The organism is Variovorax boronicumulans (assembly GCF_029892485.1).
In the GTDB taxonomy this organism is placed as follows: Bacteria; Pseudomonadota; Gammaproteobacteria; order Burkholderiales; family Burkholderiaceae_C; genus Variovorax; species Variovorax boronicumulans_B.
Map to the genome: position 1 here is coordinate 337,036 of NZ_JARXVG010000001.1, position 25,403 is coordinate 362,438.

The 25,403-nt window shown below is 66.2% G+C and carries 22 protein-coding genes and 4 tRNA genes; 8 read left to right on the forward strand and 18 right to left on the reverse strand.

Features of this window, described 5'->3' with window-relative positions; genetic code table 11:
* The gene (murI, locus tag M2282_RS01610) at window positions 1-798 is read left to right on the forward strand and encodes a glutamate racemase (protein ID WP_280807050.1); all 798 of its coding nucleotides are present in this window, start codon (window positions 1-3) and stop codon (window positions 796-798) included.
* 26 nt (window positions 799-824) lie between these two features.
* Window positions 825-1,607 (forward strand): hypothetical protein, encoded by a 783-nt coding sequence (locus M2282_RS01615; protein WP_280807051.1) that lies wholly within the window; start codon window positions 825-827, stop codon window positions 1,605-1,607.
* 95 nt (window positions 1,608-1,702) lie between these two features.
* Here M2282_RS01615 and M2282_RS01620 read toward each other — a convergent pair whose 3' ends face one another.
* From M2282_RS01620 to M2282_RS01680, 13 genes are all read right to left on the reverse strand, one after another.
* Window positions 1,703-3,007 carry an MFS transporter gene (locus tag M2282_RS01620; RefSeq protein WP_280807052.1) on the reverse strand — a complete coding sequence of 435 codons (1,305 nt, stop codon included), beginning with the start codon at window positions 3,005-3,007 and terminating at the stop codon, window positions 1,703-1,705.
* Between the two features lie 26 nt (window positions 3,008-3,033).
* Window positions 3,034-3,675: a DUF6806 family protein gene (locus M2282_RS01625; RefSeq protein WP_198787476.1), complete on the reverse strand. Its 642-nt coding sequence runs from the start codon at window positions 3,673-3,675 to the stop codon at window positions 3,034-3,036.
* A 20-nt stretch (window positions 3,676-3,695) separates the two neighbouring features.
* Window positions 3,696-3,787, reverse strand: a tRNA-Leu gene (locus M2282_RS01630).
* Between the two features lie 98 nt (window positions 3,788-3,885).
* Window positions 3,886-3,959: transfer RNA gene (locus tag M2282_RS01635), tRNA-Cys, on the reverse strand.
* Window positions 3,960-4,022: 63 nt separating this feature from the next.
* Window positions 4,023-4,098: transfer RNA gene (locus M2282_RS01640), tRNA-Gly, on the reverse strand.
* Window positions 4,099-4,152: 54 nt separating this feature from the next.
* Window positions 4,153-6,594, reverse strand: coding sequence for an endopeptidase La (gene lon, locus M2282_RS01645; RefSeq protein ID WP_280807053.1), 2,442 nt, complete (start codon window positions 6,592-6,594; stop codon window positions 4,153-4,155).
* A 23-nt stretch (window positions 6,595-6,617) separates the two neighbouring features.
* A complete protein-coding gene (gene clpX / locus M2282_RS01650) occupies window positions 6,618-7,883 on the reverse strand; it encodes an ATP-dependent Clp protease ATP-binding subunit ClpX (protein ID WP_280807054.1) in 1,266 nt (421 codons plus the stop codon).
* Window positions 7,884-7,993: 110 nt separating this feature from the next.
* Window positions 7,994-8,602 (reverse strand): ATP-dependent Clp endopeptidase proteolytic subunit ClpP, encoded by a 609-nt coding sequence (gene clpP, locus M2282_RS01655; RefSeq protein WP_093433240.1) that lies wholly within the window; start codon window positions 8,600-8,602, stop codon window positions 7,994-7,996.
* A 116-nt stretch (window positions 8,603-8,718) separates the two neighbouring features.
* A complete protein-coding gene (gene tig, locus M2282_RS01660) occupies window positions 8,719-10,035 on the reverse strand; it encodes a trigger factor (protein WP_280807055.1) in 1,317 nt (438 codons plus the stop codon).
* 26 nt (window positions 10,036-10,061) lie between these two features.
* Window positions 10,062-10,148: transfer RNA gene (locus M2282_RS01665), tRNA-Leu, on the reverse strand.
* Window positions 10,149-10,261: 113 nt separating this feature from the next.
* Window positions 10,262-13,420: an efflux RND transporter permease subunit gene (locus tag M2282_RS01670; RefSeq protein ID WP_280807056.1), complete on the reverse strand. Its 3,159-nt coding sequence runs from the start codon at window positions 13,418-13,420 to the stop codon at window positions 10,262-10,264.
* The gene (locus M2282_RS01675) at window positions 13,417-14,607 is read right to left on the reverse strand and encodes an efflux RND transporter periplasmic adaptor subunit (RefSeq protein WP_280807057.1); all 1,191 of its coding nucleotides are present in this window, start codon (window positions 14,605-14,607) and stop codon (window positions 13,417-13,419) included. The genes M2282_RS01670 and M2282_RS01675 overlap by 4 nt, the downstream gene beginning before the upstream one ends.
* A 116-nt stretch (window positions 14,608-14,723) precedes the next feature.
* The gene (locus M2282_RS01680; protein ID WP_280807704.1) at window positions 14,724-16,568 is read right to left on the reverse strand and encodes a potassium transporter Kup; all 1,845 of its coding nucleotides are present in this window, start codon (window positions 16,566-16,568) and stop codon (window positions 14,724-14,726) included.
* 148 nt (window positions 16,569-16,716) lie between these two features.
* Here M2282_RS01680 and hpnC point away from each other — a divergent pair, with 148 nt between their 5' ends.
* From hpnC to M2282_RS01700, 4 genes are read left to right on the forward strand one after another with little or no spacing between them, the layout of a single operon-like run.
* Window positions 16,717-17,631 (forward strand): squalene synthase HpnC, encoded by a 915-nt coding sequence (hpnC, locus tag M2282_RS01685; RefSeq protein WP_280807058.1) that lies wholly within the window; start codon window positions 16,717-16,719, stop codon window positions 17,629-17,631.
* Window positions 17,628-18,467 carry a presqualene diphosphate synthase HpnD gene (gene hpnD / locus M2282_RS01690; protein WP_280807059.1) on the forward strand — a complete coding sequence of 280 codons (840 nt, stop codon included), beginning with the start codon at window positions 17,628-17,630 and terminating at the stop codon, window positions 18,465-18,467. The genes hpnC and hpnD overlap by 4 nt, the downstream gene beginning before the upstream one ends.
* Entirely contained in the window at window positions 18,464-19,723 is a 1,260-nt protein-coding gene (gene hpnE, locus M2282_RS01695) for a hydroxysqualene dehydroxylase HpnE (RefSeq protein ID WP_280807060.1), read from the forward strand. Before hpnD ends, hpnE begins: the two co-directional genes overlap by 4 nt.
* Window positions 19,720-20,022: a hypothetical protein gene (locus tag M2282_RS01700; RefSeq protein ID WP_280807061.1), complete on the forward strand. Its 303-nt coding sequence runs from the start codon at window positions 19,720-19,722 to the stop codon at window positions 20,020-20,022. The genes hpnE and M2282_RS01700 overlap by 4 nt, the downstream gene beginning before the upstream one ends.
* 4 nt (window positions 20,023-20,026) lie before the next feature.
* Here M2282_RS01700 and M2282_RS01705 read toward each other — a convergent pair whose 3' ends face one another.
* Complete coding sequence (locus M2282_RS01705; protein WP_280807062.1) at window positions 20,027-20,668, reverse strand: LysE family translocator; 642 nt, start codon at window positions 20,666-20,668, stop codon at window positions 20,027-20,029.
* Window positions 20,669-20,788: 120 nt separating this feature from the next.
* On the opposite strand from M2282_RS01705, the gene M2282_RS01710 reads away from it, so the two are divergent.
* Window positions 20,789-21,094 carry an NIPSNAP family protein gene (locus M2282_RS01710; protein ID WP_206178920.1) on the forward strand — a complete coding sequence of 102 codons (306 nt, stop codon included), beginning with the start codon at window positions 20,789-20,791 and terminating at the stop codon, window positions 21,092-21,094.
* A 3-nt stretch (window positions 21,095-21,097) separates the two neighbouring features.
* Here M2282_RS01710 and M2282_RS01715 read toward each other — a convergent pair whose 3' ends face one another.
* Window positions 21,098-21,829 (reverse strand): HAD family hydrolase, encoded by a 732-nt coding sequence (locus M2282_RS01715; protein WP_013541846.1) that lies wholly within the window; start codon window positions 21,827-21,829, stop codon window positions 21,098-21,100.
* Window positions 21,830-21,844: 15 nt separating this feature from the next.
* Between M2282_RS01715 and hemH the strand changes: the two genes are divergently transcribed.
* A complete protein-coding gene (hemH, locus tag M2282_RS01720; RefSeq protein WP_280807063.1) occupies window positions 21,845-22,864 on the forward strand; it encodes a ferrochelatase in 1,020 nt (339 codons plus the stop codon).
* A gap of 7 nt (window positions 22,865-22,871) precedes the next feature.
* Here hemH and M2282_RS01725 read toward each other — a convergent pair whose 3' ends face one another.
* The 3 genes from M2282_RS01725 to M2282_RS01735 are packed head-to-tail and all read right to left on the reverse strand — an operon-like array spanning window position 22,872 to window position 25,390.
* The gene (locus tag M2282_RS01725) at window positions 22,872-23,378 is read right to left on the reverse strand and encodes a DUF1993 domain-containing protein (protein WP_280807064.1); all 507 of its coding nucleotides are present in this window, start codon (window positions 23,376-23,378) and stop codon (window positions 22,872-22,874) included.
* 57 nt (window positions 23,379-23,435) lie between these two features.
* Window positions 23,436-24,308, reverse strand: a complete 873-nt coding sequence (locus M2282_RS01730) for an alpha/beta fold hydrolase (protein WP_280807705.1) — start codon at window positions 24,306-24,308, stop codon at window positions 23,436-23,438.
* A 14-nt stretch (window positions 24,309-24,322) separates the two neighbouring features.
* Window positions 24,323-25,390, reverse strand: coding sequence for a branched-chain amino acid ABC transporter permease (locus tag M2282_RS01735; RefSeq protein ID WP_013541851.1), 1,068 nt, complete (start codon window positions 25,388-25,390; stop codon window positions 24,323-24,325).
* Window positions 25,391-25,403: the final 13 nt, after the last annotated feature.

A 25,403-nucleotide genomic window follows, 5' to 3' on the forward strand; every position in this document is an offset into this window, starting at 1 on the left:
TTGAAACCGATCGGCGTGTTCGACAGCGGCGTGGGCGGGCTCAGCGTGCTCGCCGCGCTGCGCGCCGAGCTGCCGCACGAACGCTTCGTGTATTTCGCCGACACGGCGTTCGCGCCGTATGGCGAGCGCGGCGATGCCTATGTGATCGAGCGTTCGCGCAAGGTGACCGAACAGCTGATTGCCGGGCACGGCATCAAGGCACTGGTCGTGGCCTGCAACACGGCCACGACGGCGGCGATCCACCTGCTGCGGGCGGAGCATCCGGCGCTGCCCATCGTGGGACTGGAGCCGGCGCTCAAGCCCGCGGTGGCGACGAGCCGCACGGGCCACATCTCGGTGATGGCCACGCGCGGGACGCTGGCCAGCGCCAAGTACGCAGGCCTGCGCGATTCGTTCGCGGGGACCGCCAGCATTCGTGCCGTGCCGTGCGACGGGCTCGTGAAGGCCATCGAAGGCTTCGACACCCAGGCGATCTCCGCACTGTGCGCGCGCTACATGGCCGAGGCCGGTCCCTTCGGCGATGCAACCGGAGAAGTCGATACCGTCGTGCTCGGCTGCACGCACTACCCGCTCGTGAAAAACCAGCTGCAGCGCCATGCGCCGCCCACGCTGCGCTTCATCGACACCGGCGCGCCGGTCGCGCAGCAGACCCGGCGCGTGCTGGCCGCTGCCGGCCGGCTCTCGGGCGGCGAAGGCGGCCTGATCCTCCAGAGCAGCGGCGACCGGTCCGCGCTCGAAGCGGCCGCCGCACGCTGGCTGCAAATTTCGCCACAAGGCACAACGGCGGCCTCCGCCTGAATCCACCTGCCGTCATGCGCCCTGTCATGCGCCTTTTGTTGCGCCACGCCCTGCTCCTGCTGTCCCTCTCTGCCGCAGGCCTCAGCCACGCCGCCTGCGAGAGCGGCCTGGCCGAGCGCATGCACGCCAAGCTCTACCCCAAGCGCCCGCTCGACGAACGGCTCGCAGCCTGCAAGGTGTGGCCGGCGTTCCCAGGCCGCAGCATCGTGGTGCTGCCGATGCCACGCGAAACCACCGACAAGGGCGCCAAGGTCTTCGACCTGGAGGTGCTGCTGATCCAGCGGCCCGACAACGGCAACACCGAGCGCGACACCGTCATCGGCCGCCTCTTCCAGCCCGAGGCGCTCGACGAGGACGCCACCACCGCGATCCAGGACATCCGCATCGACACCTCGCGCTACGTGCTCGCCTCCGATGCACGCGCCTTCGGCTTGCGCGTGCGCTACCGCGGCAGCAGCGCGCCGTCGAGCCCGCTGGCCAGCGAGACGGTGCGCCTCTACGTGCAGCACGGCAGCAAGCTGCGCGAGGTGCTGCAGGAGATCGAACTCGACCACGACAACGGCGGCTGGGATTCGACCTGCACCGGCCACTTCGAGAAGCTGCGCACCATGCTGTCGGTCGGCAAGGCGACCAGCAACGGCTTTGCCGACCTGCAGCTGTCGCGCACGCTCGTGCAGAGCCGCGCGCAGGAGCAGGAGGACCAGGGCTGCGTCGAGAAGGCGCTGCCCGCCAGGTTCAACACCGTGACGCTGCGCTACGACGGCGAGCGGTTCAAGGTGCCGAAGTCGCTGCTGCAGCAATCGCCGTGACGGGGAGCTGAACGGCGGCCGGACCGTGCGCTATGCACCGGCAGTGGATTGGCCGCTGACCAACAGCAGCCTGTTCGGCGACAAGGTGCCCTGATCTACGAACTGCGCAATGCGGCCTCGCGGCCGCGCCGCATGTCGATCGGCAGCAGCAACAGCAAGCCGCCCACGAACAGCACCGCGGTCGAGAGGATCGCGATGCGCTGGTTGCCACCCGTGGCCCAGGTGATCGCGCCGAAGCTCAGCGGGCCGATGATGCTGGCCAGCCGGGTCGCGAAGGTCCAGAGCCCGAAGAACTCCGCCAGCTGCCGGGGCGGCGCGAGATAGCCCGTCATCGCGCGCCCGGCGGACTGGCTGGAGCCCATCGCAAGCCCTGCGATCGCGGCGGCCCACCAGAAGCCGCCCTTGGTGGTCACCACGGCCGCGATCACGCAAACCGCGATCCATGCCACCAGCGTGACCGCCAGCGACACCTTGTGGCCGATGCGATCCTGGATGTAGCCGAACGAGAAAGCGCCGATGGCGGCGGCGACGTTGAGCACGAAGATCAGCACCATGGTCTCGCTCGCCACGAAGCCGATCACCTGCTCGGCATAGATCGCCGCGAGCGTGATGGCGACCGCCACGCCGCCCTGGTAGCAGACGGTGCAGACCAGCAGCCACATGAAGTCGCGGTAGGCGCGCGCCTGCCGGTAGGTGGCGCGCAATTGCTGCCATGCGCCGAGTTCGCCGCCAGTGGTTTTGGGCTGTGCCCGTTCGGGTAGCAGCACGAAGGTGGCGCAGGCCGCGGCGCCATAGATGGCGGCCGTGATCAGCATCGTGACCGGCACGAAATGCGAAGCCGGCAGCCCCTTCGACTGCGACCACAGCACGTAGGCCAGGCAGATGCCGAGTGTGAGCATGCCGCCGACGTAACCGAAGCTCCAGCCCCATCCGCTCACCTTGCCCATGCCTTCGGGCGTTGCCAGCTCGGGCAGGAAGGCGCCCGTGAGGGACTCGCCGTAGGAATAGAAGGCGTTGGAGACGATCACCAGCGCCATGGCCAGCGCAATGCCGCCCGAGGCGCCCGCAAAGCGCGGTGTGAGCGCCAGTGCGGCCGTGGCCAGCACGCAGCCCGTGGTGGCGATGACCAGCACGCGCTTCTTGGCGCCGCGCAGGTCGGCCCAGGCGCCGATGGCGGGCATCGTGAGCATCACGATGGCGTAGGAGATGCTGAGTGCTGCGGTCCAGGCGAAGGCTGCCCAAGGCGCGCCCTTCGCGATGCCACCCACGAAGTAGGCGGCGAAGACCGCCGTGATGACGACCGTCGTGTAGCCCGAGTTGGCGAAGTCGTACATCGCCCAGCCGAACACCTCGCGCTTGCGCACGCCGGGGCGCAGCGCAGAGGCAGGAAACAGGGCCATGCGGCCTTGGATCGGGCGAGTGTGGGTCAGTGCAGGTGGCGCGGACGGCGACCGCCGCCGTGGCCGCCGCCGCTTCCGCCGCTGCCGGGACCACCCGTGCCGCGTGGGCGCTTGCCGATTTCGAGCGAGTTGACGAGCGCATCGAAACGGTCGCTGAAGAGGCGATCGATCTCTGCGACCACGCCGCCCAGTTCGGCGCCGTCGAAGTGGCGCTCCATGAGGTTGACGACGTCTTCCACCAGCAGATCGCGTTGCACCTGCATGATCGCGGCCGGGTTCGGGCCGACGAACAGCATCAGGAAGTCGTCGCGCGATTCTTCGTCGGGGTCGCCCTCCTCCTCGTCGAAGTCGGTGTCGTAGAAGGTGACCTCGATGGCGGCGCCGCGGTCGGACAGCTCGTTCAGGGCCATGCACATTTCGTCGAGCGCCTGGCGGAAGTCTTCGTCGCCGGGCACGGTCCAGCAGATCTGCAGCGTGTGGTCCTTCTGCTCGAAGCGGATGCCGGGCTCTTCCTCGTAGGTGCTGGTGGCGCCATCGGCGAGCGACTTGGCGCCTGCATATTTCCAGAGCGGTTTGAGCGCTTCCTGGATCTGCTCGAAATTCACGTCCGGACGCAATGGCACGTCGCCATGCACATGGATTTCAAATGGAGCGTTGTAGCGAGGCATCGAATGCTCCTTTTTTAGTGTGGTACCCGGAACGGGGGTCGAACCCGTATGCCCCGATCAAGGAAGCGGCGGATTTTAAGTCCGATGTGTCTACCAATTTCACCATCCGGGCGTCAGGTTGGACATCGACGATAACCCAAACGAAACAAGCCCCGGCAACGATGGTTGGCGGGGCTTGTTTGTCGGGTCGAATCGAGTCTAACGAGAGGGTGGAGGCGCGACCCGGAGTCGAACCGGGCTAGACGGATTTGCAATCCGTTGCATAACCGCTTTGCTATCGCGCCACGCAGAAAAACGAAAACGAACTTGCGAAAAAAAGGGAAGCATTTGCTTCCCTTTTTCAAAACTGGAGCGGGAAAAGAGTCTCGAACTCTCGACCTCAACCTTGGCAAGGTTGCGCTCTACCAACTGAGCTATTCCCGCGTTTCGAGCCTCGAATTATATACCAATTTTTCGGGGCTCGGCAAGTTCGCACGATCAATGTTTGACCGGCCCCTCGGGGGCCGGCGCGCCAGCGCGCTGCTTGGCCAGCTCGGCCACGGCAGCCGCAGAGGCGGCAACCTCCTCGTCCGACAGCGGCTCGGGCATCTTCTCAAGCGCGATTTCCAGCACCTTGTCGATCCACTTCACGGGCACGATCTCCAGGCCGTTCTTCACGTTCTCGGGGATGTCCTGCAGGTCCTTGGCGTTCTCTTCGGGGATCAGCACGGTCTTGATGCCGCCGCGCAGCGCGGCAAGCAGCTTTTCCTTCAGGCCGCCGATGGCCGTGACCTCGCCCCGCAGCGTGATCTCGCCCGTCATCGCCACATCGCCGCGCACCGGAATGCCAGTGAGCGCCGACACGAAGGCAGTCGTCATCGCAGCGCCCGCGCTCGGGCCGTCCTTGGGCGTTGCACCGTCGGGCACGTGGATGTGGATGTCGCGCTTCTCGAACATCTCGTCCTTGATGCCCAGGCGGCGCGAGCGGCTGCGCACCACGGTGCGTGCGGCCTCGACCGATTCCTTCATCACGTCGCCCAGCGATCCGGTGCGGCTGATCACGCCCTTGCCGGGCATGGTGACCGCCTCGATCGTCAGCAGGTCGCCGCCGACTTCGGTCCATGCGAGGCCGACCACCTGGCCGACCTGGTTCTGCTTTTCCGCAAGGCCGAAGCTGTACTTGCGCACGCCCAGGAACTCGTTGAGATTGGCACCGTCGACCGTGACCTTCGGCTTCAGTTGCTTGAGCAGCAGGCCCTTCACCACCTTGCGGCAGATCTTGGAGAGCTCGCGCTCGAGCGAACGCACGCCGGCTTCACGCGTGTAGTAGCGCACGATGTCGCGCACCGCCTCTTCGGTGACCAGCAGTTCCTCTTCCTTCACGCCGTTGTTCGTCATCTGCTTGGGCAGCAGGTACTTGAGCGCAATGTTGGTCTTCTCGTCCTCGGTATAGCCCGAGAGGCGGATGACTTCCATGCGGTCCAGCAGCGCCGGCGGAATGTTCATCGAGTTCGAGGTGGCGACGAACATCACGTCGCTCAGGTCGAAGTCGACTTCCACGTAGTGGTCGCCGAAGGTGTGGTTCTGCTCGGGGTCGAGCACTTCGAGCAGCGCGCTCGACGGATCGCCGCGGAAGTCGGTGCCCAGCTTGTCGATTTCGTCGAGCAGGAACAGCGGATTGCGCGTGCCGATCTTGCTCAGCCCCTGCAGCACCTTGCCCGGCAGCGCGCCGATGTAGGTGCGGCGGTGGCCGCGGATCTCGGCTTCGTCGCGCATGCCGCCGAGCGCCATGCGGGTGTACTTGCGGCCGGTCGCCTTGGCGATCGACTGCCCCAGCGAGGTCTTGCCGACGCCCGGTGGGCCCACGAGGCACAGGATGGGTGCCTTCACCTTGTCGACGCGTTGCTGCACCGCGAGATATTCAAGGATGCGGTCCTTGACCTTCTCGAGGCCGTAGTGGTCGGCATTGAGCACAGCCTCGGCATTGGCCAGGTCGTGCTTGATCTTGGTCTTCTTGCTCCACGGCAGGCCGATGAGCACGTCGATGTAGTTGCGCACCACCGTCGCCTCGGCCGACATGGGCGACATCAGCTTGAGCTTCTTGAGTTCGCCTTCGGCTTTCTTCAGGCCTTCCTTGGACATCTTGGCGAGCTTGATCTTCTTCTCGATCTCCTCGATGTCCGCGCCCTCTTCGCCTTCGCCGAGCTCCTTCTGGATGGCCTTGACCTGCTCGTTGAGATAGAAGTCGCGCTGGTTCTTCTCCATCTGGCGCTTCACGCGGCCGCGGATCTTCTTGTCGACGTTCAGGATGTCGACCTCGCGCTCGAGTTGGCCGAACAGGTTTTCCAGGCGCGCCTTGACGTCGTCCAGGTCGAGCACGGCCTGCTTGTTGTCCAGTTTCAGCGGCAGGTGGGCGGCGATGGTGTCGGCCAGGCGGCCGGCATCGTCGATGCTCGAGATCGAAGTCAGGATTTCGGGCGGGATCTTCTTGTTCAGCTTGACGTACTGGTCGAACTGCTGCATCACGGCGCGGCGCAGGGCCTCGACCTCGGTGCCCTTCTCGCCGCCTTCGGTCGCCTCGACGGGCGTCACGTTGGCGGTGAAATGGGTTTCGCCGTCATCGATGCGGTTCACGCGTGCGCGCTGCTGGCCTTCGACCAGCACCTTCACCGTGCCGTCGGGCAGCTTGAGCATCTGCAGGATGGTCGAGACGCAGCCGACCTCGAACATGTCTTCGACCGAAGGCTCGTCCTTGGCGGCGGCCTTCTGGGCCACCAGCATGATGCGGCGCTCGGCCTCCATGGCCAGTTCGAGCGCCTTGATGCTCTTGGGGCGTCCCACGAAGAGCGGGATCACCATGTGGGGAAACACCACGACGTCGCGCAGCGGGAGCAGCGGCAGGTCGAGGGCTTCGGGAGGCAGGGGGGTGTGGCCAGACATGCAGATCCTTCGCGTCTTTGGCTTTAGGCCTTTTTCGCCGCTTCGCGGTACACGAGCAGCGGTGGCTTGTTTTCGTCGATGGTCGATTCCTCGACCACCACCTTGTCGACATTGGTCGCATTCGGCAATTCGAACATGATGTCGATCAGCGACTGTTCAAGGATCGAGCGCAGGCCGCGTGCACCGGTCTTGCGGGCCAGGGCCTTACGAGCGATCGCCTTGAGCGCGGCGGGGCGGATTTCGAGGTCCACGCCCTCCATCTGCAGCAGCTTGGTGAATTGCTTGACCACCGCATTCTTCGGTTCGGTCAGGATCTGGACCAGCGCGTCCTCGCTGAGTTCCGCGAGCGATGCGACCACGGGCATGCGGCCCACGAGTTCGGGGATCAGACCGAACTTGATCAGGTCTTCAGGCTCGACTTCGCGGAACACCTCGGTGATGCTGCGCTGGGCCTTGCTCTTGACCTTGGCGCCGAAGCCGATGCCCGAGGCCTCGGTGCGGTTTTCGATGACCTTCTCCAGGCCCGCGAACGCGCCACCGCAGATGAACAGGATGTTGGTCGTGTCGATCTGCAGGAAGTCCTGGTTCGGATGCTTGCGCCCGCCTTGGGGCGGCACGCTGGCCATGGTGCCTTCGATGAGCTTGAGCAAGGCCTGCTGCACGCCCTCGCCCGACACGTCGCGCGTGATCGAGGGGTTGTCGGACTTGCGCGAGATCTTGTCGATTTCGTCGATGTAGACGATGCCGCGCTGGGCGCGCTCGACTTCGTAGTTGCAGCTCTGCAGCAGCTTCTGGATGATGTTCTCGACGTCTTCGCCCACGTAGCCCGCTTCGGTCAGTGTGGTGGCGTCGGCCATCACGAACGGCACGTCGAGCATGCGCGCAAGCGTTTGCGCCAGCAGCGTCTTGCCCGAGCCTGTGGGGCCGATCAACAGGATGTTGCTCTTGCTGAGCTCGACGTCGTCGCCCTTGGCCTTTTCCTTGTGGCGAAGGCGCTTGTAGTGGTTGTAGACGGCCACCGACAGCATGCGCTTGGCCGGCTCCTGGCCGATCACGTAGTTGTCGAGGTTGGTCTTGATCTCCAGCGGCGTGGGCAGGTCGCTGCGCGCTTCGCGCGCTTCTTCACCGGCCGGCAGTTCGTCACGGATGATTTCGTTGCAGAGGTCGATGCACTCGTCGCAGATGAAGACCGAAGGGCCCGCGATCAGCTTCTTGACCTCATGCTGGCTCTTGCCGCAGAACGAGCAATAAAGCGTTTTTTCGCTGGAAGAGCCTTTTTTTTCGGCCATGGACAGGTGCCTCGTGACAGGGTATGGACAATGATAACTAAACAAAAACGGCGTTTCCCGTGTGGAAAACGCCGTTTTTTGCCTTTTGCGCCACAGGGCGCCCGGCAGTTTTAACCGCGCTTGGCAACGACCTGGTCGACCAGACCGTAATCCTTGGCCTCATCGGCCGTCAGGAAGTAGTCGCGTTCGGTGTCGCTTTTGACTTTTTCCAGCGGCTGGCCGGTACGTTCGGCAAGGATCCGGTTCATCTGGTCCTTGGTGCGCAGGATGTCGCGCGCATGGATCTCGATGTCGGTCGCCTGGCCGCGTGCGCCGCCGAGCACCTGGTGGATCATGATCTTCGAGTTGGGCAGCGAGAAACGCTTGCCCTTCTCGCCGGCCGCCAGCAGGAAGGCGCCCATGCTGGCCGCGAAGCCCAGGCACATGGTCGACACATCGGGCTTGATGAACTGCATGGTGTCGTAGATCGCCATGCCGGCGCTGACGCTGCCGCCCGGGGAGTTGATGTAGAACGAGATGTCCTTCTCCGGGTTCTCGCTCTCGAGGAACAGCAACTGCGCCACTACCAGGTTGGCGGTCTGGTCGTTGACCTCGCCCACCAGGAAGATGATGCGTTCCTTGAGAAGACGCGAGTAGATGTCGTAGGACCGCTCGCCGCGGCCCGATTGCTCGACGACCATCGGGATCATGCCGAGGCCTTGAATTTCGTTTGCGATCATGAAGTAGCTCTCCGGGAAGATGGAATCGTTCGCTGTGTATGAACTGTAAGCCTGAATGAAATGGGGCTCGTGCCGCAAAGCACAAGCCCCATTTGGCGTTGCGGGCAGCAGCAGGATCAGCCTTGCTGCTGCGCCATCAGTTCGTCGAACGACACCGACTTCTCGTTGACCTTGGCCTTGGCGAGCACGAAATCGGTCACGTTGTTCTCGATGACGACGGCTTCGACTTCCGCCAGGCGGTTGTTGTCGCTGAAGTACCAGCGCACCACGTCGGCTGGCTTTTCGTAGCTGGCGGCCAGTTCGTCGATGTGCGCCTTGATCTGCTCGGGCTTGGCCTGCAGGTTGTTGGCGCGCACCAGTTCGGCGACCACCAGGCCCAGGCGCACGCGGCGCTCGGCTTGCGGACGGAACACTTCGTCGGGGATCGGTGCCTTGTCGGCGTCCTTGATGCCGCGCTGCTTGAGCTCGGCGCGGGCGCCTTCGATCATGCGGCTGACTTCCGATTGCACGCTGGCGTTCGGCAGGTCGAGTTCGGCGTTGGCAACCAGCGCGTCCATCACGGCGTTCTTGTTGCGGGCCAGCAGGCGGAACTTCACTTCGCGCTCGAGGTTGCGCTTGATGTCGGCGCGCAGGCCTTCGACGGTGGCTTCGGCAATGCCGAGCGACTTGGCGAGCTGTTCGTTGACTTCGGGCAGGTGCGAGGCTTCGATCTTCTTCACGGTGACCAGGAAGTCGGCTTGCTTGCCGGCCACGTCCTTGCCGTGGTAGTCGGCCGGGAACGACAGCGGGAACGTGCGGCTGTCGCCGGACTTCATGCCGCGCACGGCGTCTTCGAATTCCTTGAGCATCTGGCCTTCGCCGACCACGAACTGGAAGTCTTCGGCCTTGCCGCCCTGGAAGGGCTCGCCGTCGATCTTGCCTTCGAAATCAACAGTCACGCGGTCGTCGTCTTGCGCCACGGCGTCTTGCGCGCGCTGGGCGAAGGTGCGGCGTTGCTTGCGCAGGATGTCGAGCGTCTTGTCGATCGCGTCGTCGCCCACTTCGGCCGAGAGTTTCTCGACTTCAGCGCCGGACAGGTCGTTGATCTTGACTTCGGGGAACACTTCGAACACCGCGTCGAAGGCCAGTTCGCCCTCGGGCGACTCTTCCTTCTCGGTAATGCGGGGCTGGCCGGCCACGCGCAGCTTGGCTTCGTTGGCTGCTTGCGAGAACGCTTCGCCGACCTTGTCGTTCATGACTTCGTAGTGCACCGAGTAGCCATAGCGCTGGGCCACGACGTTCATCGGCACCTTGCCGGGACGAAAGCCGTCCATCTTGACGGTGCGCGCGAGCTTCTTGAGGCGCGAATCGACTTCGGACTGGATGGTGCCGACCGGCAGGGTCAGCGTGATCTTGCGTTCGAGCTTCTCGAGAGTTTCAACGGTCACGGTCATGGTGTCTTCCTTGTGAGGGGTGTGGCTGGTGCGCGGGGCCGGACTCGAACCGGCACGTTCTTGCGAACGTCAGGACCTAAACCTGGTGCGTCTACCAATTTCGCCACCCGCGCTATGCCAATTTTTCAGGTGAATGCAAAGGCGGACGGCCCTGGTGCCACGAACACCCGATACCGGATACCCGCAGCCCAAAGACCGCCCGCCTGAAATCGGTCAACCGCGCATTTTAAACGCTAATCAGGGCCTCTTTCGGCGCCCGCTTGACGCGGAATGCAGCGGCGTACATTGCCGGCAGTGCCAGAAGGGTCAATACGGTGGCCACGATCAGCCCGCCCATGATGGCCACGGCCATCGGCCCCCAGAACACGCTGCGCGAGAGCGGAATCATCGCCAGCACCGCCGCCGCGGCTGTCAGCACGATGGGGCGCAGGCGCCGCACCGCCGACTCGACGATCGCGTCCCAGGCCGGCACGCCGGCCGCCCGGTCGCTCTCGATCTGGTCGATCAGGATCACCGCATTGCGCTGGATCATGCCCATCAGCGCGATCACGCCCAGCAGCGCCACGAAGCCGAACGGCCGGTTCAGCACCAGCAGCGCGCCGGCAACGCCCGCAATGCCCATCGGCCCGGTGATGAACACCAGCAACGACCGACTGAAGCTGTGCAGTTGCAGCATCAGCAGCGTGAACACCAGGAACAGCATGATCGGCACGCCCGCCACGATGGAGGCCGAGCCCTTGCTGCTTTCCTCGACAGCACCCGCCACTTCGATGCGGTAGGCGCCCTGCCCGGCCGCGCGCCAGCCGGCTTCGAGTTCGCGCAGCTTGGGCAGCAGTTGCTCGGTCACGGTCGCGCCCTGCAGGCCTTCGCTCACGTCGCCCTGCACGGTGATCGCGTAGTCGCGGTTCTCGCGCCACATCACGCCGGGCTCCCAGGTGAATACCGGCCGGGCGATCTGCGTGAGCGGGATCGAGCGGCCCGAGGTCGTCGGGATGTAGGCGTTGGCGATGTCCGAGATGGCCTCGCGTTCATCGGGCGACTGGCGCAGCACGATGTCGATCAGCAAGTCGTTCTCGCGGTACTGGCCCACGTTGGTGCCGCTGAACATCGTGCGCGAGGCCTGCGCGATGGCCTGGCTCGTCACGCCGAGCGCGCGCGCCTTGGCCTGGTCGATCTCCAGGCGGATCACCTTCACCGACTCGTTCCAGTTGTCGTTCACGCCGCGCATGTTGGCGTTCTCGCGCAGCACCGCCTTCACCTCGTCGGCGTGCGCGCGCAACTGCTCGGGCTCGGTGCCTATCACGCGGAACTGCACCGGGTACGGCACGGGCGGCCCGTTGGGCAGCAGCTTGACGCGGCCGCGCACCTCGGGGAATTCCTCGGCCAGCAGCGCGGGCAGCCGCAACCGCAGGCGCTCGCGCACCTTCAGGTCCTTGGCGAGCACGATGAGCTGCGACACGTTGGTCTGCGGGAACACCTGGTCCAGCGGCAGGTAGAAGCGCGGCACGCCCGAGCCGACCCAGGTGTTCACGGTCTTGACGCCCTCTTCCTTCATCACGCGCTGCTCGACGCGCTTGGCGACCTCTTCGTTGGCCGCGAACGAGGTGCCTTCGGGGAACCAGATGTCCACCATGATCTCGGGCCGGCTCGAATCGGGGAAGAACTGCTGCTGCACCTTGCCCATGCCGAAGATGCCGAGCGCGAACACCAGCACCGTCGCGCCGATGGTCAGCCAGCGGTGCTGCACGCACCAGTCCACCGCATGGCGAAAGCCGTTGTAGAAGGGCGTGTCGAACAGCTCGTGCGGCGGCGCATCGGGGTCGTGCGGCTTCACCTTGAGCAGCAACGTGCCCAGGTAGGGCACGAAGTACACCGAGACGATCCACGACAGCACCAGCGCGATCACAGTCACCGCGAAGATCGCGAACGTGTATTCGCCCGTCACCGACTTCGCGATGCCGATCGGCAGGAAGCCCGCCGCCGTGATGAGCGTGCCCGTGAGCATCGGCTTGGCCGTCACGTCGTAGGCGAAGGTGGCGGCGCGGACCTTGTCGTAGCCCTCCTCCATCTTCCGCACCATCATCTCGACCGCGATGATCGCGTCGTCCACCAGCAGGCCCAGCGCGATGATCAGCGACCCCAGCGATATCTTGTGCAGCCCGATGCCGAAGTAGTTCATCGCGAGGAAAGTCACCGCCAGCACCAGCGGAATGGTGATCGCCACCACCAGCCCCGGCCGCACGTCGATGTACCAGCCGAAGCGCCCGCCCTTGTGCAGGCCGAGCGCGATGATGCTCACGGCCAGCACGATGGCCACGGCCTCGATCAGCACGCCGACGAATTCGTTCACCGAGCTGGCCACCGACACCGGCTGGTCCTGCACCTGCGCGAGCTTCACGCCGATGGGCAGGCGCTGGTCGATCTGCGCCGTCGCCACTTTCAGCGCCTTGCCGAGCGCGATGATGTCGCCGCCCTTGGCCATGGAGACGCCCAGCGCAATCACCTCCTTGCCCTGGTGGTGCACCTTGACGGCCGGCGGATCGATGTAGCCGCGGCGGATCTCGGCGATGTCGCCCAGCTTCAGCTGGTTGCCCGAGGTGCCGCGGATCGGCATCTCGCGCAGTTGGTCGACGCTGGTGAACTGGCCCGCCACGCGCACCTGCACCACATCGAGCGGCGACTGGATCGTGCCGGCGCTCTCCACCGCGTTCTGCGAGCCGAGCTGCGCGAGCACCGCGTTGAAGTCGAGCCCCAGTTGCGCCAGGCGCTTCTGCGAAATTTCGACATAGACCTTCTCGTCCTGCACGCCGAATTGGTCCACCTTGGCCACATCTTTCACGCGCAGCAACTGCTGGCGGGTTTCGTCGGCCAGCGTCTTGAGTTCGGCGTAGCTGAAGCCTTCGCTTTCCAGCGCGTAGATCACACCATAGACATCGCCGAAATCGTCATTGAAGAACGGCCCCTGCACGCCGGGCGGCAGCGTGTTGCGCATGTCGCCGATCTTCTTGCGCACCGTGTACCAGACGTTGGCCACGTCGGCGGCCTTCGAGGAATCCTTGATCTGGAAAATGATCTGCGACTCGCCTGGCTTCGAGTAGCTGCGGATCTTGTCGGCGTACGGCGCTTCCTGCAGCGTGCGCTCCAGCTTGTCGGTGACCTGCTCGGCCACCTGCTGCGCGGTGGCGCCGGGCCAGTAGGTGCGCACCACCATCGCGCGGAAGGTGAACGGCGGGTCTTCGTCCTGCCCGAGCTGGAAGTAGGCGAAGGCGCCCAGCACCATCAGCACCACCATCAGGTAGCGCGTGAGCGGCGCGTGGTCCAGCGCCCATTTGGAGAGATTGAAGCCGGCGGGCTTGTCGGTAGGGTTCGCTGCGCCTTCCGTCATTTGGCGGCACCTGCAGCGATCTCCTTCTTGTTTGCGGCGACAGGCTCGACGGCCTGCACGACATCCTTCGCATTGGCGGCGGCCGCGGCCGCCTCCTTGGACTGGTAGATGGTGACCTTCTGGCCCGGCGAGAGCACGTGCACGCCGGCGGCGACCACCATCATTCCTGGCGAGAGGCCGGCACCGATCACGGCTTCGTTGCCGTCGGCCGTTGCCACCTGCACGGTCTGCGAACGCACCGTCATCGTCGACTTGTCGAGCACCCACACCGCTGAGCCTTTGCCTTCCTGGCGCAGCGCGCTGGTCGGCAGCTTCATCACGGCGGTGCTGGCATGGGCCAGCGCCTGCGGGCGCGCGTAGACGGTGGCGCCCAGCGGGGGCGAGGTGGCCGCATCGATGGCGACCTTGACCGAATACGTTCTGGTGACGGCGTCGGCACTGGCCGCCACTTCGCGCACCTGCCCCTGCAATTCATTGCCGCCGGACCAGCCACGCACCGTGACCGGCGAGCCGGGCTTGATCGCCTGGGCGCGGTCTTCGGGCACCGCGAACACCACGTCGCGCGCGCCGTCCTGTGCAATGCGCACGACCGGCGTGCCGGCCTGCACCACCTGGCCCGGCTCGGCCTCGATGGCGGTGATGACGCCGGCCACATCGGCAACGAGCGTCGTGTAGTTGGCCTGGTTGCCCTGCGAGGAGAACTGGGCCTGCGCCTGTTCGAGCTGCGCCTGGGCGGCCTTCCAGGTGGTTTCGCGGCGCTCCAGCTCGGCGCCGCTGATGAAGTTCTGCTCGCGCAGTTCGCGGTAGCGCTTCAGGTCGGCGGCCGCCAGGTCACGGTTGGTGAGCGCAGCGGCCTGTTGGGCGCGGGCGGCGTCGGCGGCGAGCTTGTAGTCCTGCGGATCGAGCTGGGCCAGCACCTGGCCGGCCTGCACGTGCTGTCCGAGCTCGGCCTGGCGCCGGGTGATCTTGCCCGCCACCCGGAAGCCCACGCGCGATTCGACGCGGGCCTGGACCTGGGCCGAGAACTCGGGCTGGGCGTCGAAGTCGCTGGTGCCGACGGTCACCAGCTTCACCGCTCGCACGGGCTCCTCGGCCGCTGGTTTCGGCGAACAGCCGGCCAGGAACAGGGACGGAATCAGCAGCCACAAGGCGCTGCGCACAGGGGGGAAAACGGCAGAGGCGGTCATGAGACACCCAAGAAAGTACAAACCGGGCCTTTAATGACCCACCGGTTAGTAATCTAGGGTAAACGTTAAATACTGTCAATGACCCGCGGGTCAGTTGACAGCCCGCCAGCAGCCCTTCAGGTCCGCTGACCCATCTCCACCAGCCGGTTGTCCGGCAGTTCGAAGTAGTCCGAAGCCCGCCCCGCATTGCGCTGCAGCCAGCCGAATAGCACCCGGCGCACCGGGTTCATGCCTGGCAGGTTCTCCTCGCCCACCGAGGCGCGGGAGACGAAGTACGAGGTCTTCATCGAATCGATCGCCAGCGTCTTCTGGTAGGCCAGGATGCGGATGAATTCGGGCACGTCGGGCCGCTCCATGAAGCCGTGGCGGGCGGTGACCACCCAGATGCCCTCCATCAGCTGCTCTGCCTCGATGCGGATGCGGGCATCGACACGCGGCGTGTCGCAGGGCAGCACGCGCATCACGATCACCTGCTCGTGCAGCACCTGGTTGTGCTTGAGGTTGTGCAGCAGCGCATGCGGCACGGCCGTGGCATCGGGGTTCAGGAACACCGCAGTGCCGCTGACCCGATGCGGCATGTGCTGCGCCAGCGATTCGATGAAGGGCCGAAGCGGCAGGCTTTCGGCCGCTGCCGCCTCCAGCCCCAGCCGCCGGCCCTTGGCCCAGGTGGTGAAGATCACCATCACCACGGCCGCCACCGCCAGCGTGAGCCAGCCGCCGTCGGCCACCTTCAGGCTGTTGGCGAGCACGAAGGTCAGGTCGACCACCGCGAAGGCCACCACGCCCACCACCACCGCCACCTTGTTCCACTTCCACAGGCCCCAGGCGACGATGCCCGCGAGCAGCGTGGTCGTCACCATCGTGATCGACACCGCGATGCCGTACGCCGCCGACAGCGCGCCCGAGCTGCGAAAGCCCAGCACCAGCAGCAGCACGCCCACCATCAGCAGCCAGTTCACGGCCGGCACGTAGATCTGCCCGATGGCCGAGCCCGAGGTCTGCACAACCCGCATGCGCGGCAGGTAGCCCATGCGCATCGCGTGCGCGGTGAGCGAGAAGGCGCCGGAGATCACGGCCTGCGAGGCGATCACCGTGGCCATCGCGGCCAGCACCACCATGGGCAGCACGCCCCACGAGGGAAAGAGGCGGAAGAACGGGTTGTCGATGGCCGCGGGGTTCGCCAGCACCAGCGCGCCCTGCCCGAAGTAGTTGAGCACCAGCCCCGGCAGCGCGATGAAGATCCATGCGAGTCGGATCGGCCTGGCGCCGAAATGCCCCATGTCCGCATAGAGCGCCTCGCCGCCGGTGAACGCCAGGAACACCGCACCGAGCACCGCGAGCGACTGCGCCCGGTGCTCGACGAGAAAGCCCAAGGCACGGCGCGGATCGAGCGCCGCCAGCACCTGCGGCTGCTGCAACACCTGCCAGAGCCCCGCCGCGGCCAGCACGATGAACCACAGCAGCATCACCGGCCCGAAGATCTTGCCGACCACACCGGTGCCCTTCTTCTGCACCATGAAGAGCGCCACCAGGATGACGATCGTGATCGGGATCACCGCCCGTTGCAGCACCGGCGCCTGCACCTCCAGACCCTCGACCGCCGAGAGCACCGAGATCGCCGGCGTGATCAGGCTGTCGCCATAGAACATGGCCGCGCCCACCAGGCCCAGCAGGCCGATCACGTTCCACACCCAGGGTTTGGTCTTCGGCCCGGCGACCGCGCTGCGTGCGAGCGCCTGCAGCGCGAGGATGCCGCCCTCGCCGTCATGGTCGGCGCGCAGCACGAACACCACGTACTTCAGCGTCACCACGAACATCAGGCCCCAGAAGATCAGCGAGAGCAGCCCCAGCACCGCATCGGGCGTGAACGGCACGCCGTGCTCCGGGTTCATCGTCTCCTTGAAGGCATAGAGCGGCGAGGTGCCGATGTCGCCGAAGACGACGCCCAGCGCCGCGATCATCAATCCGGGCCCCGCCGGATGCCCTGCTCCGCCTTGCGCTGGAATCTGGGCCGTGGAGGCCGGGGCCGGTGCGTTCATGGGCGAGCTGTTCAAAGTGGCAACGCACCGAGCATAGTGCCGGGGACATCGCGTCGCGGACAATCGTGGCGTGTCCGCCACTCCCCACCAAGCCGCGCCGCCGGCACATTACGAAAACTTCCCGGTCGCGTCATGGCTCTGCCCGCCGCACCTGCGTGCGCCGATTGCCGCGATCTACCACTTTGCGCGCACCGCCGACGACATTGCCGATGAAGGCGATGCGTCGCCCGACCAGCGCCTGGCCGAGTTGCGCGCCTACCGCGACGAACTCGCCGCCGCGGCACAGGGCAAGGCGCTCGCCACGTCGCGCTGGCCGCATGTGTTCGGCCCGCTGGCCCACAGCATCGCGCAGTACGGCCTGCCCGAAGACCTGCTGGCCGACCTGCTGAGCGCCTTCACGCAGGACATCGAGAAGACCCGCGACCACGGCACCTACGCCGACCGGGCCGAGCTGCTCGACTACTGCCGCCGCTCGGCCAACCCGGTCGGGCGGCTGCTGCTGCACCTCTACGGCGTGCACGACGCCCAAGCCCTGGCGCAGAGCGACGCCATCTGCAGCGCGCTGCAGCTCATCAACTTCTGGCAAGACCCCAGCGTGGACCTGCCGCGCGGCCGCTTCTATTTCCCGCTGACCGACTGCGCCCGGCGCGGGCTCACGCGCGAGCACTTCAAGGTGTTCGAGCCGTTGTCGGCCGCGCCACCGCCGCAGGAAGCCATCAACCTGGTTTCGGTCGTGTCCTTCTGGGCCCGCGAACTCATGGAGGAAGGCGCGCCGCTGGTGCATCGCCTGCCGGGCCGCGCGGGCTGGGAGCTGCGCCTGGTCGTGCAAGGAGGCCTGCGCATCCTCGACAAGATCACCGACCTGGGCTTCGACACCTTCTCCCAGCGCCCCATCATCGGCAAGGCCGATGCGCCCGTCCTGCTCTGGAAGACGCTGCGGATGCGGAGACAATGGCGCCCCATGAAAGCAGCGCCTCCCCGATGAATCCCGAGCAATACGTGCAAGACAAGGCCGCCGCCTCGGGCAGCAGTTTCTATTACGCCTTCCTGTTCCTGCCCAAGCCGCGCCGCGCCGCGATCACGGCCTTCTATGCCTTCTGCCGCGAGGTCGACGATGTGGTCGATGAGGTCACCGACCCCGGCGTGGCCGCCACCAAGCTCGCCTGGTGGCGCACCGAAGTCGCCCAGGCCTTCGCGGGCACGCCGCGGCATCCGGTGATGCTGGCGCTGATGCCGCACGCCGCGGCCTATGGCATCGAGGCGCGCCAGTTGCTCGAAGTGATCGACGGCTGCCAGATGGACCTGGACCAGACCCGCTACCTCGACTTCCCCGGCCTCGCGCGCTACTGCCACCTCGTGGCCGGCGTGGTGGGCGAAGTCGCGGCGCGCATCTTCGGCCAGACCGATCCGCAGACCACCGCCTATGCCCACAAGCTCGGGCTGGCGCTGCAGCTCACGAACATCCTGCGCGACGTGGGCGAAGACGCCTTGCGCGGCCGCATCTACCTGCCGGTCAACGAGCTGCAGCAGTTCGACGTGAAGGCGCACGAGATCCTCAACCGCGTGCACTCGGACCGCTTCGTGGCGGTCATGAAATTCCAGGCGCAGCGCGCGCATGCCGCCTACGACGAAGCGCTCGCCCTGCTGCCGGTGGCCGACCGTCGCACGCAGAAGCCCGGCCTGATGATGGCCAGCATCTACCGCACGCTGCTGCGCGAGATCGAGCGCGACGACTTCCAGGTGCTGAACCAGCGGGTAAGCCTGACGCCGGTGCGCAAATTCTGGCTCGCGTGGAAAGTCCAGGCCCTGGGGCGGATTTGAAGACAGCCGTCATCGGCGCCGGCTGGGCCGGCCTCGCCTGTGCGGTCGAGGCCACGCGGCTCGGCCATGCGGTCACGCTGTTCGAGGCCGCGCACATGCCGGGCGGGCGCGCGCGACGCGTCGACCACATGCACGGGATGGCGCTGGACAACGGGCAGCACATCCTCATCGGCGCCTACACGGCCACGCTGAAGCTGATGGGCGAAGTCGGCGTCGATGTCGAGAAAGCGCTGCATCGCACGCCGCTTTCATTGCGATTCGCAGATGGCGGCGGGCTCAAGCTGCCGCAGCTTCCCGCGCCATTCGATCTGCTGGCGGGCATCTTCACGGCGCGCGGCTGGACGTGGCGCGACAAGTCCTCGCTGCTGCGCACCGCCATCGGATGGCGCCTAGGCGGATTCCGCTGCGCGCCCGACACCACGGTGGCTGCCCTCTGCACCGGCCTCACGCCGCGCGTGATGCAGGAGCTGATCGAGCCGCTGTGCGTCTCGGCGCTCAACACGCCGGTGCTCCAGTCAAGCGGCGAAGTGTTCCTGCGCGTGCTGCACGACGCGCTCTTCAGCGGCAGCGGTGGCGCGGACCTGCTGCTGCCGCGTGTGGACCTCGGCGCACTGTTCCCGGATGCCGCGATGGCATGGCTGACGAAGCACGATGCGACGCTGCGCATCGGCACGCGCGTGCGAGCCATCGCACCTGAAGCCGGGCAGTGGCGCGTCGACGACGAAACCTTCGACCAAGTCATCCTGGCCTGCGCACCCTGGGATGCCGCGCGGCTCGTTCGTGCATCGGGCTTGCCGGCCGATCGCTGGTGCGAGACCACCGAGGCATTGCGCTTCGAAGCCATCGCCACGGTCTATGTGCGCGGCGCCTCGAAGCTGGCGGAACCGATGCTGGCATTGCGCAGCGATCCGGCCACGGCGCCCGCACAGTTCGTGTTCGACCGCGCCCAGCTCGGCGGTCCTGAAGGCGTGCTCGCGCTGGTCATCAGTGCCAACGAAGCATCGCGCGAAGTGCTGGAACAGCAAGTGATCGCGCAAGCCGCGACGCAGTTGGGCCAGACCTCGCTGGAGATCATTCAGACCGTCGTCGAGAAGCGCGCCACCTTCGCCTGCACGCCCGCGCTCGCACGGCCGCCGATGCGCATCGCGCCCGGCCTGCAGGCCTGCGGCGACTACACCGAAGGCCCCTACCCCGCGACGCTCGAAGGCGCAGTGCTCAGCGGACTGGCAGCCGCCAGAGCATCGACCACGACATGACAGAACTGCGCTACCTCGACTTCGACTACAGCGAAGACACCGAAGGCCACGGCACCTTCGATGCCATGGCTTCGACTTCGCCGGAAAAGACGCCCGAGGTGCATGCCGAGATCGAACAGGTACTCGCCTGGGCGGAAGCCACCTTTCCGAATGCGCGCGGCGCGCTGGATGAAGGCGCGATCTGGGACTGTGACCTGCAGGAAACGCGCGAGGACACGCGCTTCACCACCATCACCTTCTCACTCAGCGGCACCGCGGACTTCTGCGCCGCGTTGCGCGAGCAATTCGCGCTGGACTGATTGATCAGGCCGCCTTGTTGGGCAGGCGCAGCAAGCTCAAACCCAGCAGCACGAAGGCGCCGCCGGACACGCGGTTGAAAAGCTTCGACCGGCGCGGATCGGACAGCTGCTTCTTCAGCATCCGCGCGAGCAGCACATAGAACGCATGCGACAGCACCGAGCCCGCGGCGAAGGTGGCCGTGAGCACCGCGAACTGTCCGAGGATCGGCGCGTCGTGCGTCAAGAACTGCGGGAACAGCGCCGAGAAAAACAGGATGCCCTTGGGGTTGGTGAGCGCGACCGTCACGCCGTTGCCGAAGAGCCGCCACGCGGCGCGCGGTGCGGCCGGCGTTCCGGGCGCGGCCAGGTCGGAGAACACGCTGGCCCGGTTGCGCCACTGCTTGACGCCCAGATAGATCAGGTACGCCGCGCCCGCCACCTTCAGCACCATGAACGCGGAGGCCGAGGTCGTCAGTACCACGCCCAGACCCGCCATCGCGGCCGCCGACACCATGAACAGGCCCACCGCATTGCCGAGTGAACTGATCATCGCGCGTCGCGGGCCCACGGAGATCGAGTTCGACACCGCGAGCAGCACGGCCGGACCGGGGGTGAAGGCGACAAGCAGCGTCACGCCGCAGAAGATGAGCCAGTTGGAGAGGTGCACTTTCGGAGTTCCTGCGCGAAAGGTGGACAAGGGATGAGACGGGGTCGCGGGAAACTATAGTCCGACGGCCTGCTGCCCGCCGGGGCAGGCCCGATTACCCCTCACCTCCGGAACAAAGACATGGTCACCTGCTACCTGCGCTACATCGTCGATGCCTACAAGCTCAAGGAATTCGAGCACTACGGCAAGCTCTGGATTCCGCTGGTCGAGAAGTTCGGCGGCAAGCACCACGGCTACTTCCTGCCGTCGGAAGGCGCGAACGATGTCGCGCTGGCGATGTTCAGTTTTCCGAGCCTGGCCGCCTACGAAAAGTACCGCGCCGATTCGATGCAAGACCCCGAATGCCAGGCCGCCTTCAAGTACGCGCAGGACACGCGCTGCTTCCTCAGCTACGAGCGCAGCTTCTTCCGCCCGGTCTTCGAATAAGGCTCAGGCGCCGAGCGCCACGCACAGCGCGTGCAGGTTCGGCACGATCAGCTGCGGCCGCGCGCCATGCACCCAGGGGCGCTCATCGCGCACCAGCCATGCGGCCTGCATGCCGGCGTTGAGCGCACCGACCACGTCGAGCTCGGCGTCATCGCCCACGTGCAGCACGTCCTTGGGCAAGAGGCCGACCGAGGCCGCGGCGGCGCGGAAGATCGGCGCATGCGGCTTGCCGCTGCCGAAGGCGCGTGCATTGAAAGCGGTGCGGAACCACCGGCCCACGCCGGTCTGGTGGATGTCGGCATTGCCGTTCGACACGGCGACCAGCGGATAGCGCTCGCTGAGCCACTTGAGCGCGGGCAGCGCATCGTCATAAAGCGTCACGCGCTGGCGTTCGGCGAAGAAGGCGTCGAAGGCGGGATCGGCCAGTGCCGGGTCTTCGCCGGAGCGCTTCAGCGCGGTGCGGATCGACTCGCGGCGCAGCGCGCTCAAGTCGTGCGCGAGGTCCGAGCGCTCCTTCTCGGTGGCTTCGCGCAGCTCGCGCAGGATGCCGGGCGTGAGCAGCAACGAGGCCGTCTTGGGCGCCTCGCGCAACAGCCATTCCTGCAGCACGGCCTCGGCGCGTTCGATGGTCGGCCAGATGGGCCAGAGGGTGTCGTCGAGGTCGAGCGAGATCGCGGAAATGCGTTGGACGTCGAGCGGCGCGGCGTTCGCAGGCGCTGTGGGGGCGGAGGTCATGCCTGAGAATATCGCATGCCCCATTCCACGATGAGCTACAGCTCGCCCAATGACCGCACCGCCGTGCTGTGGTGCAACCTGGGCTCCCCCGATGCCGCCACCGCCGCCGCCGTTCGCCCCTATCTCGCCGATTTCCTGGGCGACCCGCGCGTCGTCGAGATTCCCAAGGTGATCTGGGCGCTGATCCTGCACGGCATCATCCTGCGCGTGCGGCCTGCCAAGTCAGCCGCCAAGTACGCGAGCATCTGGATGGCCGAAGGCTCGCCGCTCAAGGTGTGGACGCAGAAGCAGGCGACGCTCCTGGCCGGCTGGCTCGGCGAACGCGGCCACCGCGTCACCGTGCGCGACGCGATGCGTTATGCCAACCCATCGATTGCCTCGCGCCTCGATGCACTGCAGGCCGAAGGCGTCACGCGGGTGCTGGTGCTGCAGGCTTATCCGCAGTACTCGGCCACCACCACGGCCAGCGTGATCGATGCGGTGAATGACTGGAGCCGCAAGCAGCGGCGCATTCCCGAATTCCGCTTCGTCAACGAGTACCACCGCGACCCCGGCTACATCGATGCGCTCGCGCAAGGCATCGAGCGCCACTGGAAAACTGAAGGCCGCGGCGAGGTGCTGCTAATGAGCTTTCACGGCATCCCGGCGCGCAACATCGCGCTCGGCGATCCATACCAGGCGCAGTGCCTCGAAACCGCGCGCCTGCTCGCGGCGCGGCTCGGCCTTTCGGCGGCGCAGCACCGCGTCACTTTCCAGTCGCGCTTCGGCCGCGCCAAGTGGCTCGAGCCCTACACCGAGCCGACGCTGCGCGAGCTCGGCGCGAGCGGCATCAAGCGCGTGGACGTTGTGTGCCCGGGCTTCCCGGCCGACTGCCTCGAGACGCTGGAGGAAATCGCCATGGAAGGCCGCGAAGCCTTCCTGCATGCGGGCGGCCAGGCCTTCAGCTACATCCCCTGCCTGAACGACAGCCCCGCGTGGATCACCGCGCTCGCGGGCATCGCCGAACGCAATCTCGCGGGGTGGCCGACGCGATAGCTGGTGCTCAGTATTTGCCGAGGTAGTCCAGCTTGCCGATCGGCATGCCGCTGTGGCGCAGCACGCCGTAGGCCGTGGTCACGTGGAAGAAGAAATTGGGCAGCGCGAACTGCAGCAGGTAGCGCTGCGCGGGGAAGGTCACCTCGCCTTCGCGCGACTTGATGGTCACGGGACGTTCTTCCTGGCCGTCGATCAGCGCGCGGTCCACGGTCGCCAGGAAGTCCTGCGTCTTGGCAATGCGGGCAAGCAGGTCGTCCCACGTCTTTTCTTCATCGGGAAAGCTGGGCGCCGTGATGCCCGCGATGCGCGCCACGCCGAGCTTGGATGCATCGCTTGCGCGCTGGACTTGGCCCACCAGCGTGAGCATGTCGGGCGCGAGCCGTGCATCGACCAGCGTGGCGGTGTCGATGCCGTTGGCCTTGGCGTGGGCCAGGCTCTTGTCGAACAGGTGAATCAGTTGGCCGAGTCCGCGGGTGAAGACCGGGACGGACAGGTCGTACAGCGAGAGCGACATGGTGAGGTGAGCCTTGTTGTGGTTGAGGTCGGCGGCGATTGTGCTGCCGCCGCCCATTCAACGACCGGCCGCCCGAATAAACCCTTCGATGGGCTCCAGTTGTTCAGGCACGTTCAGCGCGGGCGCGTGACCGCACCCCTGGATTTCGATGACCTGCAGCATCCCGGCCGCCCCCGGGCCCCGGCGCCGCATCTCCTCCACCGCCTCGGGCAGCACCAGGTCTGAGTCGGCACCGCGCAGGCACAGCACTGGCACGTCGATCAGGTCGTAGTGCGGCCAGATCAGGTAGTCGTTGTCGTGCGCGCTGAACTGCTGGACCATCGCCGGGTCGTAGTGCGGCGTCACCCGGCCGTCGGGCAAGCGGCGGGTGGAGCTTTCGGTCAGGCGGCGCCACTGCGCATCGCTGAGCCAGCCGTAGGGCTTGTAGACGGTGCGGAAGAACACCTCCAGCTCCGCCACCGTATCGAACGATGGCGGCTGGCCCGCATAGGCGCGGATGCGCTCGATGGCGGCCTGCGCAAGCTGCGGCGCGTTGTCGTTGAGCGTGAGGCTGGCGATGCGCGCCTTCATGCGCGGCTCGAACAGGCCCGACGCGCAGACCGTGCCGATGGCGCCGCCCATCGAGGTGCCGACCCAATGCACACGGCCCAGGCGCAGCTCGTCGCACAGCGCGTTCGCAAGCTTTGCGTAAAAAGAGAGCTGGTATTCCTCGTCGGGCAGCGGGCTCCATTGGCTGAGGCCGCGGCCGATGGTATCGGGGCAGATCACGCGAAAGCCGCGCGCTGCGAAGTGCTGCGCGAGTTCGTCCATGTCGCGGCTGGTGCGCGCAAGGCCGTGCCACGCAATGACCACCGGCGCATCGGGCGCGCCCCATTCGAGCCAGTGGATTTCGCGGCCCGCGAGCTGCGCGTAGCGCGACAGCGGCGTCATGAAGTTGTTGTCGCTCATCGCGCCGCCCTCGCCCGCAGCTTGCCGACGATGCCGGTCGGAAAGTAATACACCGAGAGCACGAACAGCACGCCCAGCCACAGCAGCCAACGGTCGGGCGACAGCAGCGCCGCGAGCCACGGCAGGCCGCTCGCGGCCTCGCTGCCCAGTCGCAGCAGGTCTTGCAGATAGCTTTGCGCCACCACGAACAGCACCGCGCCGATGGCCGCGCCGTAGATGGTGCCCATGCCGCCGATCACCACGATCAGGAGCACGTCGATCATGATCTCGAAGCTCAGCGAGGTGTCGGGTCCGTTGTAGCGCAGCCAGATCGCGAGCATGGCGCCGGCCAGCGTGGCGAACAACGCCGACAGCACGGCGGCCGTCGTGCGGTACACCACCACGCGGTAGCCGATGGCCTCGGCGCGGAACTCGTTCTCGCGGATCGCCTGCAGCACGCGGCCGAAGGGCGAGTTCACGATGCGCAGCAGCGCGAGCACCAGCACCACGGCGGCGACGAACAGCAGGTAGTAGCAGAGCAGCCGGCCATCGAGCGAGACGCCGAGGAAAGGCTCTTCGGAGAATTCGAAGCTCGGCGAGATCAGCTCGGGCAGCTTGAAGGTCAGACCGTCTTCGCCGCCGGTGAAGTCCGACAGCTGCGAGGCCAGCGTCTGGAACGCCGAGGCCACGGCCAGCGTGATCATCGCGAAGAAGATCGCGCGCACCCGCAGCGAGAACAAGCCGATGGCGAACGAGAGCACCAGCGAGATCGCCAGCGATGCGCCCAGCCCCACGAGCACCGCGCCCCAGTTGGGCCCGAGCCGCGAAGCGGAAATCGCGATGCCATAGGCACCGATGCCGAAGAACATCGTGTGCGCAAAACTCACGATGCCGGTGTAGCCCAGCAGCAGATCGAAGCTCGCGACCAGCACCACGAACACCAGGATCTTGGCCGCGACGCTGAGCGCCTTCACGCCCGGGAAGATGAACGGCGCGAAGGCCAGTGCGAGGAACAGCGCCACGAGCAGCAACGCCAGCAAGCGGCTGCGCGGCATGTCGTTGGAGAGAAGTCGTTTCAGGAACATGGCGTCTTCTTTC

Bases quoted from the DNA above. Each gene is read 5' to 3' on its own strand.
- M2282_RS01615 (WP_280807051.1), top strand. From the start codon at position 825: ATGCGCCTTTTGTTGCGCCACGCCCTGCTCCTGCTGTCCCTCTCTGCC.
- M2282_RS01620 (WP_280807052.1), bottom strand. From the start codon at position 3,007: ATGGCCCTGTTTCCTGCCTCTGCGCTGCGCCCCGGCGTGCGCAAGCGC.
- M2282_RS01625 (WP_198787476.1), bottom strand. From the start codon at position 3,675: ATGCCTCGCTACAACGCTCCATTTGAAATCCATGTGCATGGCGACGTG.
- lon (WP_280807053.1), bottom strand. From the start codon at position 6,594: ATGTCTGGCCACACCCCCCTGCCTCCCGAAGCCCTCGACCTGCCGCTG.
- clpX (WP_280807054.1), bottom strand. From the start codon at position 7,883: ATGGCCGAAAAAAAAGGCTCTTCCAGCGAAAAAACGCTTTATTGCTCG.
- clpP (WP_093433240.1), bottom strand. From the start codon at position 8,602: ATGATCGCAAACGAAATTCAAGGCCTCGGCATGATCCCGATGGTCGTC.
- tig (WP_280807055.1), bottom strand. From the start codon at position 10,035: ATGACCGTGACCGTTGAAACTCTCGAGAAGCTCGAACGCAAGATCACG.
- M2282_RS01670 (WP_280807056.1), bottom strand. From the start codon at position 13,420: ATGACGGAAGGCGCAGCGAACCCTACCGACAAGCCCGCCGGCTTCAAT.
- M2282_RS01675 (WP_280807057.1), bottom strand. From the start codon at position 14,607: ATGACCGCCTCTGCCGTTTTCCCCCCTGTGCGCAGCGCCTTGTGGCTG.
- M2282_RS01680 (WP_280807704.1), bottom strand. From the start codon at position 16,568: ATGATCGCGGCGCTGGGCGTCGTCTTCGGCGACATCGGCACCTCGCCG.
- hpnD (WP_280807059.1), top strand. From the start codon at position 17,628: ATGAATCCCGAGCAATACGTGCAAGACAAGGCCGCCGCCTCGGGCAGC.
- M2282_RS01700 (WP_280807061.1), top strand. From the start codon at position 19,720: ATGACAGAACTGCGCTACCTCGACTTCGACTACAGCGAAGACACCGAA.
- M2282_RS01710 (WP_206178920.1), top strand. From the start codon at position 20,789: ATGGTCACCTGCTACCTGCGCTACATCGTCGATGCCTACAAGCTCAAG.
- M2282_RS01715 (WP_013541846.1), bottom strand. From the start codon at position 21,829: ATGACCTCCGCCCCCACAGCGCCTGCGAACGCCGCGCCGCTCGACGTC.
- hemH (WP_280807063.1), top strand. From the start codon at position 21,845: ATGCCCCATTCCACGATGAGCTACAGCTCGCCCAATGACCGCACCGCC.
- M2282_RS01725 (WP_280807064.1), bottom strand. From the start codon at position 23,378: ATGTCGCTCTCGCTGTACGACCTGTCCGTCCCGGTCTTCACCCGCGGA.
- M2282_RS01730 (WP_280807705.1), bottom strand. From the start codon at position 24,308: ATGACGCCGCTGTCGCGCTACGCGCAGCTCGCGGGCCGCGAAATCCAC.
- M2282_RS01735 (WP_013541851.1), bottom strand. From the start codon at position 25,390: ATGTTCCTGAAACGACTTCTCTCCAACGACATGCCGCGCAGCCGCTTG.